Here is a 12,486-nt window from a genome sequence, read left to right as displayed (position 1 = left end):
TGCGTCCGGCGGGTATTTTTTGTTCCGGGAAGGGTAGCGATCAGTTGGTGCTGAACTTCTTCACTTCCATGAAATTCACCGCACTGCCGCTGAAGCGTGCCGTATCGACCGCGCGGACGCCACTCGTAAAGCCCGCAGCATAGACTGTCGTCGGGGCCACCCGAAGCGACTTGCTGACGAAACGCGGTGCCTTGACGGGTTTCGACAGGGTAGCGACACGACCGGTCGAAAGCGCCCATTCCGAAATGATCTTCTGCGTCAGCTTGGGCTCGGTGCGGACGGACGAACGGCTCGCAGCTTCTGCGTCCCGCTTCTTCGGTCGATGGCTCTTCGCCGGTGCCTCCGCCTGCGTGCTGAAGGCGCTGTCGAAAACCGACGCCTTCGAGCTCGCGCTGGACTGCGGCGCATAGGCGGCCATTTCAATCGGTTGTGCGGTCGGTTCGGGTTCTGCTGTCGGCGCTGCGAGTGCCACACGCGTTGCCGCCTCGGCAGCGACGTCGCTCGGCGCCTCGGCGGACGCTACAACGGGACGATCGGCGAAAGCTGGTACGGCAACCTCGACTCCGGCAACGGCCGCAAGAGCAGCTTCTCCGGCCGGACGCATCGCGGGTACCGGCACGAAAGCAAGCGCCTGAGCTTCGGTGTCGCCGACCGCAGCGTCGGCAGACGCCACAAGCGTTTCGTTGGCGACCAGCGAATTCATATCGCGACGATCAAGCATCTGCGGAACCGGGACCTTCAGCGTGCTGAGATCCGCATATTCCGACGGCACGGCCGGCGTCTGCTGCTGCATGGCCGCAGCCATTGCCTCCTGGGCAGTGTTCTTCTCGGGAGCGACAAGCGCAACCGCAACGCCACCGTTGGCCGGCGTCTCCTTGAAAGCCGGGCGCACGGCCGGAACCGGCGCATTGATGTTCTGCTGCTCTTCCGTGGTCGAGCCGGCGACCGATCCCGCGACGCCCGGAAGCGCTTCCTGTGCAGCCGGCGCAGATGCGGCCGGTGCCGCGCCCTCGCCGTCGTCCGCAGCGCCGGCGGCGATTGCCGCTGGTTCTTCATCCTCGTCGCCGCCACCGCCGAAGAGCATGGCGAAGAGATTGCCGCTGCGCTTGCCGCTGACGTCGCCCGGTCCCTTGGCGCCGCCGCCGGCAACTTCGATAGCCGAGGCGCCGACGCGCCGCTTGTAATCGGCAACGGCCTGCTGGTAGCCCGGCAGCGGCTTGCCGTCGGAAGGTACGTGCATGGTCTTGCCGTCCGGGAAGAGGCGCGCGAGCTCGTTGCGGGTCATGCGCGGCCAGGCGCGTACGCCGCCGACGTCCATGTGGACGAAAGGAGAGCCGGACGTTGGATAATAGCCGACGCCGCCGACCTGGAACTTCATGCCGATCTCGCGCAGCGTCTTGAGCCGAACGTCAGGGATGTAGAAATCCATCGCCTTGCCGAGCATATGCTGGCTTTTCTTGGCGACACCTTTGGAGCGGGACCGCAGCATGCCGTTGGTGGCCGGAGAGCGATAGGCGGAAACGACATGGATATAATCGCGTGAACCGCTCTTCTGGTAGACTTCCCAGATGAGGTCGAGAAGCCTCGGGTCCATCTTGGTCGGTTCATTGCGCCGCCAGTCGCGCAGGAAACGGTTAACCTGCTGCAACCCCTTGGAATCGTAGCGGCCGTTGCGCTTGAAGGTGATCTGCGCCTTTTCCTTCGTATGGATGAAATAGAGCTTCAAAGTTCGGGTCTGGCCAGCGGCCCCGACCGGAGGTGCCATGCCCGGCGTGACGAGGGACGCCGCCAAAGCGATTGAGGCAAGAACCTGCGGCGCCTTGCGGGCGATCGCCGAGCAGACTCTGCGCGCTAAGAAGCCGACTGGCTTCTTCAAACCGAACAAATTTGGCATTCAATCCCCGTCCGACGGACAACCGTGCTTTGTTGTCTCAGATGACTGTCAAATAAGGTGACAGCATGGCAAATATGCCACAGTCGTCACCGCCCCTTATAATATAGTGAACAGTTCACTAACAAGGTCTAAACGGCGGTGACCTAATTGCACGGCTAATCAGTTGTGAATGCGTCGAATTTATGCGGCTTCGCGCAGCGGATTATCGGGATCTATGCCGTAATCCTTGAGCTTTCGGTAGAGCGTCGAGCGCCCGATTCCGAGTTTTCGCGCCACTTGACTCATCTGCCCGCGGTAGAACTTCAGGGCAAAACGAATCAGTTCTTCCTCGACCTCGGCGAGTTTGCGCACGTCGCCACCTTCATCCACGCTGGCAATCGCGTTCTCCAGACGGTTATCCGACGCATGCTCCCGGGACGTTAATTGTTCCGCGACCTTCAAATCGGCATGAGCGTTCGGAGCATATCCGGCAAGCGTCGGAGCGCGCTCCGGCCCGGCCTCGCCCCAGGAGAAACCCGAACGATCGGCGACGACATAGCCGGGGATCTGGGTCGCGATCTGCGGAAAATCCTTGACCGTGAGTTCGTTGCCGTCCGCGAGCACCACAGCGCGGAAAATCGCGTTTTCGAGCTGACGGATATTGCCCGGCCAGTCATAGGCCGTCAGCAGCGCCATCGCGCCGCTCGACACCGTCAGCGGTGCGTTGAGCCGCTGCTCGGCGGCAAAGCGCTCGACGAAGGCGCGCACCAGCACCGGAATATCTTCCTTGCGCCGGCGCAGCGCCGGAATGGTGATCGGGAAGACGTTGAGGCGGTAATAAAGATCTTCCCGGAACCGGCCTTCGCGCACCTCGTTGATGAGATCCTTGTTGGTGGCCGAGATCAGCCGCACGTTCACCTTCTGCGGATGACGCGCGCCAACGGTCTCGATCTCGCCCTGCTGGACGGCCCGCAGCAGCTTCACCTGAACATCGAGCGGCAGATCGCCGATTTCATCGAGGAAGAGCGTTCCGCCATCCGCTTCGACGAATTTGCCGGTGTGCTTTTCGGTTGCCCCGGTGAAGGCGCCCTTCTCGTGACCGAAGAGTATGCTTTCGACCAGGTTGTGCGGGATCGCACCGCAATTGACGGTGACGAACGGCTTGCCGGCCCGGTCGCTTGCCGACTGGATCGCGCGCGCTACCATCTCCTTGCCGACGCCGGATTCGCCTTCAAGCACGATCGGGATATTGGACTGCGCGGCGCGACGGGCGAGATCGATGACCCGTATCATCGCCGGGCTGGCCGAGACGATGTCGTCGAAGCCGATCGCGCCACCGCGCGACCGACGCGACGTTTTCACCTTGCCGTCGCGGTGCGCCATCTTCAGCGCGTTGCCGATCGCGACCGAGAGCCGCTCCGGCGAGACCGGCTTGACGAGGAAGTCGAAGGCGCCGGCCTGCATGGCGTGGACCACCGTTTCGATGCCGCCCTGTCCGGTCTGGACGATCACGGGCGTATCGACGCCGCGTTCGGCAAGCGCTTCGAGAAAGCCGTGGCCGTTCATCTCGGGCATCAGGAGGTCGAGCAGGATGACGTTGATGATACCGCCCTTGCGCACCAGCACTTCGAGACCGCTGCGGCCATTGTCGGCGAGATGCGCGACGTGACCCAGTCGTTCGATCATGTTCGTCAGCAACCGGCGCTGGACCGGATCGTCATCGATGACAAGAATATGTGATGTCACGAAAGCCTCCTGCTTAGGACACGCAGTACTCTTTGGCCAACCTCATGTGCCAAATCATGCCAGCCATTCGTGCCATAAAGGGCTGAACATCATGTTTTGAGAAAAGCTTGCATTTTATCCATTGGCGGCGATAGCAAAGAGGCCCATATGGCTTGTTGCCCCAGCCACAACGCGAGAAATCCGAAGATGCCGCTATCCGCTCGAAACCTTGCAGCTTCCGCCACTCGATCCGCGCTTCGCGCGACGGCCGGACAGGCGCATGGCGTTGCCGCCGACCTCGGCGATCTGCCGTCCTGGCGCCTTGAAGATCTTTACGTGTCTTCCACGGCGGAAGAGTTCCGCTCCGACCTGGCGAAGGCGGATGCCGACGCGATCGCATTCGAGAAGAAATGGAAGGGCAAGCTTACGGAGGCGGCCGGCAAGACCGGTGACGAGGGTATCGGCGCGGCCGTGAAGGAGTTCGAAGCGCTTGAGGACCTTATGGGGCGGATCGCCTCCTTTGCCGGGCTGACCTACTTCTCCGACACGTCAAAGCCTGCCAACGGCAAGCTTTACGGTGACGTCCAGTCGAAGCTTACCGACATGTCGGCTCATCTCTTGTTCTTCTCGCTGGAACTCAATCGCATCGAGGACGGCATCATCGATGCGGCTCTGAAGAATGACACCCTCGCAGCACACTACAAGCCCTGGATCCTCGACCTGCGCAAGGACAAGCCCTATCAGCTCGACGACAAGCTGGAGCAGCTTTTCCTCGAGAAATCGATGACCGGCGCGACGGCCTTCAACCGCCTGTTCGACGAGACGGTCGCGGCGCTCACCTTCAACGTCGACGGCGAGGCGTTGCCGCTCGAGGTTGCTCTGAACCTTCTGCAGGACCCCTCGCCCGAGACCCGCAAGAAGGCGGCGATGGCGCTCGCCGAAACCTTCAAGGCGAACATCCGCACCTTCACGCTGATCACCAACACGCTCGCCAAGGACAAGGAAATCTCCGACCGCTGGCGCGGCTTCGAGGATATCGCCGACAGCCGCCATCTCGCCAACCGCGTCGAACGGGAGGTCGTAGACGCGCTGGCCGCCGCGGTGAAGGCAGCTTATCCGCGTCTTTCGCACCGCTACTACGCCATGAAGGCGAAGTGGCTCGGCATGGAGCAGATGGAATTCTGGGACCGGAACGCGCCGCTGCCGGAAACGCCGAACGCGCTCATCCCGTGGAACGACGCGAAGGACACGGTGCTTTCCGCCTATCACGCCTTCGCTCCGGAAATGGCCGCGATCGCCCGGCGTTTCTTCGATGACCGCTGGATCGACGCGCCGGTGCGGCCCGGCAAGGCGCCCGGCGCCTTCGCCCATCCGACGGTTCCGTCCGTCCACCCTTATGTGCTCGTCAATTATATGGGCAAGCCGCGCGACGTGATGACGCTCGCCCATGAACTCGGGCACGGCGTGCATCAGGTACTCGCCGGCGGACAGGGCGCGCTGATGGCTTCGACACCGCTGACGCTTGCCGAAACCGCCTCCGTCTTCGGCGAGATGCTGACCTTCCGGGCGCTCCTCGACCGGACTAAGGACAAGCGCGAGCGCAAGGCGATGCTCGCCCAGAAGGTGGAGGACATGATCAACACGGTCGTGCGCCAGATCGCCTTCTACGAATTCGAGCGCAAGGTCCACACCGCTCGCAAGGACGGCGAGCTTACCGCGGATGACCTCGGCGAGATGTGGCTTTCGATCCAGACGGAAAGCCTTGGGCCTGCGATCCGGATCTCCGAGGGCTATGAAACCTATTGGGCCTACATCCCCCACTTCATCCATTCGCCCTTCTACGTCTATGCCTATGCCTTCGGCGATTGCCTCGTGAATTCGCTCTACGCCGTCTATCGAAAGGCCGAGAAAGGCTTCCAGGAGAAGTACTTCGAGCTCTTGAAAGCGGGCGGAACCAAGCATCATTCGGAACTGCTGGCGCCCTTCGGGCTCGACGCCACCGATCCGTCGTTCTGGGCGCAGGGATTGTCGATGATTGAGGGGCTGATCGACGAGTTGGAGGCGCTTGATAAGGCAGCCTAAGCCGCCGGCTAATGCCCAACGGCCGGATGTTGAACGGACGACGACCAGCTTCGATGATCGAGAATGCGCCCTATGTCCTTTTCCGGGACGACAGCGAGAGCCGGACGACGGTCTTCGCCGAACCTTCACGCGTCATCACGGCGCGTACGCGGGGCGAATTCCGGCGCGGCCTTGCGGAAATCGAAAGCGCTCACCGCGCCGGAAAGTGGCTCGCCGGCTATATGGCCTATGAGGCCGGCCACCTCTTCGAGGAAAAGCTCGAGCCCTTTGCCGAGGAGAACCGTGAAACACCGCTGATGTCCTTCGGCGTCTTCGACGCGCCCGCGGAAGGTCACCCTCTTGCCGAACCGCAGCGACGGACGGAAAACGAACCCTTTCTTTCCGAGCCTTGCGCCGGCTTGGACTTTCCCGCTTACCGCGCGCGGTTCGAACGCCTGCATCGGCACCTTCGCCAAGGTGACTGCTATCAGGCGAACCTGACGATGCCGATATATGCGCGCTGGTCGGGCGACCCACGCGCGGCCTTCTGGTCGCTGATTGAGCGCCAGCCGGTGAAATACGGGGCGCTGGTGGCGCTCGACGGCCCGGTTCTCCTTTCGCGCTCGCCGGAACTGTTCTTCCGCGTCGACGCCGACGGCTGGATCGAAACCCACCCGATGAAGGGCACGGCGCCGCGCGGCGCGACGGCCGAGGAGGACGCGGCGATCATTGCCGGGATGCGGGCGGACGAAAAGACCCAGGCCGAAAACCGGATGATCGTCGACCTGCTGCGCAACGACATCTCCCGCGTTACCACAGTCGGAACATTGGACGTCCCGAAACTCTTCGACATCGAGACCTATCCGACCGTTCATCAGATGGTGAGCCACGTCAGGGCGAAACTTCGGCCCGATACCGGTATCGCCGATATTTTTGCGGCTCTCTTTCCCTGCGGCTCCATCACCGGCGCACCGAAGATCCGGGCGATGGAAATCCTCCATGAATTGGAATCCGGGCCGCGCGACGCCTATTGCGGCGCTATCGGCTTCATCGCGCCGAACCGCGTCATGCGATTCAATGTGGCAATCCGCACGATTTCGCTGTTTCCCAACGGCCGGGCAGTCTTCAATGTCGGCGGTGGCATCGTCTTCGATTCGAAGGCCGAGGCGGAATATGACGAATGCCTGCTGAAGGCGCGCTTCGCCATCGGCGACGCCGAGATTGCGCGATGACGGATTTTTCCCTGATCGAAACGATGCGCTTCGAGCCGGAGAGCGGCTTCGTCCGGCTTCGCTTGCATCTCGCCCGGTTGACGCGCTCGGCGAGGCGGCTTGGCTTTGCAGGCGCAGGCGCTGCGGAAGGGCACCTGAAGGAGGCGGTGCGCGGCGCCGAAGGTCCGCTGCGGGTCCGCTTGACGCTTGATCGCCACGGCGTCATCGCCGTGACCACCGCTCCCTTCTCCCCTCTTTCCGACGAAATCGTCTGGCGCGTGCGGATCGCTGCCACAAGGCTCGATTCCAGCGATCGGCTGCTTCGGGTCAAGACGACACGACGCGAGGTCTTCGAGGCGGCGCGCAGCGAGTTCTCCGCAGCGGAGGCCGACGAGGTCATTCTGCTGAATGAAAAGGGCGAGGTCTGCGAAGGCACGATAACCTCGGTCTTTCTCGATGACGGAAGCGGCATTCTGAAGACGCCGCCGATCGCCTGCGGCCTGTTGGCCGGCGTGCTGCGCACCGAGCTCGTCTGCCAGCGCCGCGCGCGCGTTTCCCGGCTCTCCCCTGCCGATCTTGAAAGCGGACGCCTCTACCTCGGCAATTCCCTACGAGGTTTAATCCGGGCGAAACTCGTGGTCTGAACCCGCCAGAGTATAGCGTTTCACCCGGTCGCGCCCTTCGCGCTTGGCAAGGTAAAGGGCCTCGTCCGCTCGGGCATAAATGTCGTTGACGGTGTCGCCCTCGCGGTATTCCGCAAGCCCCACCGAGCAGGTGTAATAGAACTCCGGGATGTTCGAAAGCGGGCGTGCGCTACGCACCTTGTCCAGCAACCGATCGAGAATGAGATGGCTTTCACTGACCGTCGTGTCCGGCAGGATCAGCATGAACTCCTCGCCGCCGATTCGGCCGAAGCAGTCTGAGCGGCGGACGAACCCCTGCATCTGGCGGGCGAAATCGAGCAGCACTTCATCGCCACGCTGGTGGCCATAGCGATCGTTGATTGCCTTGAAATAGTCGATGTCGATGATCGCCACGCAACCCCACATATCCGGGTTGCCAGTGCAGTTCGTGATGAACTCGTTAAGCCTGTTCATCGTATAGCGCCGATTCGGCACGCTCGTCAGTTCGTCCACTTGCGACGCACGTACCGCGAAATCGCGGTCCTGCCGCAGTTCGCGTTCCTCCGCGCGTATCGAGGTAATATCGACGGCAATGCAGAGCATCCAGCCGCTAGCGTCGACCGTCTCCGTCATCCACAGCCAGCGGCCGTCATGAAGGTCGGTTTCAAGCGCACGAAACGGGACCTTGCCGCGCCGATGGACCGTGGCCGCGATCCAGGCTTCGATGTCGTCCGTCTTCACCACCGTGCCCTTGCCGCAGGCATAGTTGCGCCGCATAAGATCGGCCCAGGTCGGAAAGTCATCCGGAGCGAGATTATAGGCGGCGCGAAATGCGTCATTGGCAAAACACAAACGATCCTGCTGATCATAAAGTGCGATCAATACGGGCGATCGGGCCTCCAGTTCCATCAAGGTCTGGAGATGGTCGCCAAGCACGGTCAAATCTCAATCCCTCCGGGCAAACGCATTAGGGAAATGCAATTACAGCAAGAATATACACACGCAAGAGCTATAACACGAATCGCTTGTGGCCGAATGCCCGCCATGCCAATGGAAGGGAATATGGTTAAGTCGCAAAACCTTCCGGTCCTCCAGCATGAAGCACACCCCCTACGACGGCTCGTCGAAACCCTTCACGATCGGCCTCGCCCAGCTCGATCCCGATCGGTGGATCGAACCGGACGATGCGCTTGAATTCTATCTCGACGAAAAGGCGCGGCTGCTCACCTCGATGCGCGAGACCATCTTCGTTGCCGAGGCCGGAACGGAGCTTGCGCAGGGTGAACTCCTGAATGTCCTGACAGAATACCTACCGAGACAGTATCCGGCGCTTTACCGGCGAGAGGGCGACGCGATGATCGTCGGCAAACGCCGGGTGGCGCTCGTCGGCGACGCCCCTCTCGTCACCGCGGGTTCGCTGATCCAGGACGATCTTGCGATCATGGAGCGAAGGAATGGCGATTGGCGGCTTGCTGCCGCCTATGTCGCCTTTCCATCCTCCTGGTCGCTGGCAGAAAAATTCGGCCGGGCAATGCACGAGATTCATGCGCCCGTTCCGGGCTTCGGCCAGGGCACGCGCAATGCCGAACTCATCAGCCGCATGTTCGACAATCTTTCGCCCGGCCGCTTCGTCGAACGCTTCAACTGGGCGATCAACGTCGACGGCGCGCTGCACTTGCCGAAGTCGAAGTCCGAAGGGGTCGATGCAGAAGCGATCTCGCTTTCCGAAGACGGGACCTTCATACGCGTTGAACGCCAGACGCTTCGCAAACTGCCCGAGACCGGCGCGATCGTTTTCACGATCCGCATTTATTCTGACCCGCTTGCCGCACTCAGGAGCCGCCCCGACGCGGCGGCACTTGCACAATCCTTCGTTGCCCAGCTGCGCGAATTGACGCTGCCTGAAGCGGCCTACAAGGGTCTTGTAAGCAAGCGGGAGGCGCTGATCGCGGCGTTGCTGGCGGTTGCCGGTTAAGCAAAGTCTAAAGTCGCGGTTGACGCACTGGCTCTTTATTGTGACAGGAAACTATGCTCTTAGAGCATCCGCTTTCAGCGATTTCACCTGGAAGCGGGCAAGATACTCTAGATCGCAGTGCCTTGGCGCCTTCGGCGCGTTCATCGAACGCCCGGCGCTGCTGGCTTGAACAGAGACCCGAACGCCCGCTTTCCCCGCGCGTTTCAACCAACCTCACAGGGATGTTTTCTCAGGAGAAGACCAAAATGGCAGATACCACTTACCCGGTTTATGGCGAGATCACCGGACCGATCGTCATGATCGGTTTCGGCTCGATCGGCCACGGCACGTTGCCGCTGATCGAACGCCACTTCAAATACGACAAGAACCGGTTGATTGTGGTCGAACCGCGTGAAGACGCCAAGGACACGGAGATTTTCGAGCGCCATGGCGTGCGTCACGTCAAGGCATACGTCACCAAGGACAACTACAAGGAGCTGCTGAAGCCGCTCCTGACCGAGGGCGGCGGCCAAGGCTTCTGCGTCAATCTCTCCGTCGACACCTCCTCGCTCGACCTCATGAAGCTCTGCCGCAAGCTCGACGTGCTCTACATCGACACGGTCGTCGAACCCTGGCTCGGTTTCTACTTCAACACCGAAATGGACAACGCGGCCCGCACGAACTACGCGTTGCGTGAAACGGTGCGCAAGGAAAAGCAGAAGAACCCGGGCGGCACCACCGCGGTATCGACCTGCGGCGCCAACCCCGGCATGGTCTCCTGGTTCGTCAAGAAGGCGCTCCTCAACCTCGCCGACGATCTCGGCCTGAAATATGAGGAACCGCATCAGGACGACCGCGAAGGCTGGGCGAAGCTGATGAAGAAAGCGGGTGTCAAGGGCATCCACATCGCCGAGCGCGACACACAGCGCAGCAAGGAGCCGAAACCGCTCGACGTGTTCTGGAACACCTGGTCGGTCGAAGGCTTCATTTCCGAGGGCCTGCAGCCGGCCGAACTCGGCTGGGGCACGCACGAGAACTGGATGCCGAAGAATGCCAAGAAGCACAAGAAGGGCTGCAAGGCGGCGATCTATCTGGAACAGCCGGGCGCAAACACGCGCGTGCGCACCTGGTGCCCGACGCCCGGCCCGCAGTACGGCTTCCTCGTCACCCATAACGAATCGATCTCGATTGCCGACTTCTTCACCGTTCGCGACAAGGACGGCGAGGTCACCTACCGCCCGACCTGCCACTATGCCTATCATCCCAACAACGACGCGGTGCTCTCGCTTCACGAGATGTTCGGCAACGGCGGCAATGCGCAGCCGGTGCACCACGTTCTTGACGAGAACGAACTCGTCGACGGCGTCGATGAACTCGGCGTGCTGCTCTACGGCCATGACAAGAACGCCTACTGGTATGGTTCGCGCCTGTCGCTGGAAGAGACCCGGCGTATTGCGCCCTATCAGAATGCCACCGGTCTGCAGGTGACGAGCGCCGTTCTCGCCGGCATGGTCTGGGCGCTCGAGAACCCGAAGGCGGGCATCGTCGAAGCTGATGAGATGGACTACAAGCGCTGCCTGGAAGTGCAGCTTCCCTATCTCGGCCCGGTCGAAGGCCACTACACGGACTGGACGCCACTCGAGGGCCGTCCGGGCCTGTTCCCGGAAGACCTCGACACCAAGGATCCGTGGCAGTTCCGGAACATCCTCTTCCGCTGACATCGCAGCAGATAAAGTTGTAGATCCGGCCCGGAGCATAGCTGCTCCGGGCTTTCTTATCAGCGCCGTTAAAGGTTGCGCGGCAGCGCAATGCCCGCCATTCCGAGTGACGGAATCGCGGTCTAACGTCTTAGAATTGATCACGTTTACGACGTGGAGCGATTCAATCCAAAATCGCCGAGATTTCAGTGACGGTCTTGCTTTCAACTCATGATCGCGGCATGGTTTCGCGCACAGAACGAAACCGCCTTGGCAAGACGCGGGAGAAAACGCCAATGAAGCCTTTCGCCATTCCGACCCTTCTGGCCGCCGCGGCAGCGCTGGCTTCATGCCAGTCGTCGCCACGGGAAATCGGCGGACCGCCGCCTCGCCAGGCTGCCGGCGTCGAAGGGGCCTGGGTCGATCCGAACGGCATCGTTTCCACCTTCGCCGGCGGAACTTTCTCGACACGCACCACCGACACCAACCAACTCCTCGCCTCCGGCAACTACGTCAATGTCAGCCCGACACTTGTCGAGATCAGCATGACGTCGCTGGTGCGCAACACCCAGTCGAAGGTCAACTGCGCGCTCGTGACCCAGAGCCAGTTGAACTGCACCACGGATTCCGGCGCACAATTCTCGCTCGCGCGCCGCGGCTGAACCGAATGGACACGGTGACGAAGGGTTCCGTTCAACACCCTTCTGAATGAAGAAGGCCTGCCAAGCGCGGGCCTTTTCTTTGATCGACCAGCGGGAGCCCGCGTCCAATCTACGGGGAGACGATACTGAGGACCTATGTGGGAAGCTGCCATTGCGGCGCAGTCCGTTTCGAGGCCGATCTGGACATCAGTGCCGGCACCGGAAAGTGCAATTGTTCCATTTGCACGAAGATGCGCCTGTGGTCGGTTCGCGCGAGGCCCGAGGCTTTTCGTCTCATCGAAGGCGAGCGCGAACTGACGGACTACCAGGGAAGGAACAAGGTGGCCCATCACCTTTTCTGCAAGCACTGCGGCGTGCACCCTTTCCAGCGCATCGATGTGCCGAATATGACGGGCAGTCCTTATCTCAATATCAATATCGCATGCCTCGATGGCATCGACACCGACGAGTTGATGGTAGCACCTCTAAGCTATTACGACGGTCGCAATGACAATTGGGCGGAAACGCCCGCCGAAGTGCGGCATCTTTAGCCCGAACGGCATCAGCTATCGCGGCCCTTCGAAGGCCGCGTCGTGTGGTTCGGCAGCGGGCTTAACCCTACTGCGTGATTCCTTAAATCGGGATCGATTTAGGGACAAAATGATGCAGCAATTCAAAGTGCTACAGCGACCTTTTGCACG

Annotated in this window: 10 protein-coding genes; 7 read left to right on the top strand and 3 right to left on the bottom strand. The window is 61.4% G+C overall.

What is annotated here, in order from left to right:
- Positions 1-40: 40 nt before the first annotated feature.
- Together QN224_RS23345 and QN224_RS23340 are read right to left on the bottom strand one after the other, a co-directional pair.
- On the bottom strand, positions 41-1,894 hold the full coding sequence (locus QN224_RS23345; protein WP_283978567.1) for a DUF882 domain-containing protein: 1,854 nt from the start codon (positions 1,892-1,894) through the stop codon (positions 41-43).
- Positions 1,895-2,074: 180 nt separating this feature from the next.
- A complete protein-coding gene (locus QN224_RS23340) occupies positions 2,075-3,619 on the bottom strand; it encodes a sigma-54 dependent transcriptional regulator (protein ID WP_283978566.1) in 1,545 nt (514 codons plus the stop codon).
- 186 nt (positions 3,620-3,805) lie between these two features.
- Between QN224_RS23340 and QN224_RS23335 the strand changes: the two genes are divergently transcribed.
- Genes QN224_RS23335 through QN224_RS23325 form a run of 3 tightly spaced genes read left to right on the top strand, consistent with a single transcriptional unit; the run spans position 3,806 to position 7,514 of the window.
- A complete protein-coding gene (locus QN224_RS23335; RefSeq protein WP_283978565.1) occupies positions 3,806-5,680 on the top strand; it encodes a M3 family oligoendopeptidase in 1,875 nt (624 codons plus the stop codon).
- A 53-nt stretch (positions 5,681-5,733) separates the two neighbouring features.
- On the top strand, positions 5,734-6,891 hold the full coding sequence (locus tag QN224_RS23330) for an aminodeoxychorismate synthase component I (RefSeq protein WP_283978564.1): 1,158 nt from the start codon (positions 5,734-5,736) through the stop codon (positions 6,889-6,891).
- Positions 6,888-7,514 (top strand): aminotransferase class IV family protein, encoded by a 627-nt coding sequence (locus QN224_RS23325; RefSeq protein ID WP_283978563.1) that lies wholly within the window; start codon positions 6,888-6,890, stop codon positions 7,512-7,514. Before QN224_RS23330 ends, QN224_RS23325 begins: the two co-directional genes overlap by 4 nt.
- On the opposite strand, the gene QN224_RS23320 is transcribed toward QN224_RS23325, so the two are convergent.
- The gene (locus QN224_RS23320) at positions 7,488-8,429 is read right to left on the bottom strand and encodes a diguanylate cyclase (protein WP_283978693.1); all 942 of its coding nucleotides are present in this window, start codon (positions 8,427-8,429) and stop codon (positions 7,488-7,490) included. The two genes, QN224_RS23325 and QN224_RS23320, sit on opposite strands and share 27 nt — an antisense overlap.
- Before the next feature lie 160 nt (positions 8,430-8,589).
- On the opposite strand from QN224_RS23320, the gene QN224_RS23315 reads away from it, so the two are divergent.
- The 4 genes from QN224_RS23315 to QN224_RS23300 all read left to right on the top strand — a co-directional run bounded on the left by QN224_RS23315 (position 8,590) and on the right by QN224_RS23300 (position 12,336).
- Positions 8,590-9,468 (top strand): DUF3445 domain-containing protein, encoded by an 879-nt coding sequence (locus QN224_RS23315; protein ID WP_283978562.1) that lies wholly within the window; start codon positions 8,590-8,592, stop codon positions 9,466-9,468.
- A gap of 245 nt (positions 9,469-9,713) precedes the next feature.
- Complete coding sequence (locus QN224_RS23310; RefSeq protein ID WP_173509139.1) at positions 9,714-11,165, top strand: homospermidine synthase; 1,452 nt, start codon at positions 9,714-9,716, stop codon at positions 11,163-11,165.
- A gap of 275 nt (positions 11,166-11,440) precedes the next feature.
- The gene (gene omp10, locus QN224_RS23305) at positions 11,441-11,806 is read left to right on the top strand and encodes an outer membrane lipoprotein Omp10 (protein WP_173509138.1); all 366 of its coding nucleotides are present in this window, start codon (positions 11,441-11,443) and stop codon (positions 11,804-11,806) included.
- A 137-nt stretch (positions 11,807-11,943) separates the two neighbouring features.
- A complete protein-coding gene (locus tag QN224_RS23300) occupies positions 11,944-12,336 on the top strand; it encodes a GFA family protein (RefSeq protein WP_336621123.1) in 393 nt (130 codons plus the stop codon).
- The last annotated feature ends 150 nt before the right edge of the window (positions 12,337-12,486 follow it).

Origin of the sequence: Sinorhizobium sp. 7-81, assembly GCF_030124405.1 — a bacterium.
GTDB lineage: Bacteria > Pseudomonadota > Alphaproteobacteria > Rhizobiales > Rhizobiaceae > Sinorhizobium > Sinorhizobium psoraleae.
This window is presented reverse-complemented; position numbering and strand designations above follow the sequence as displayed.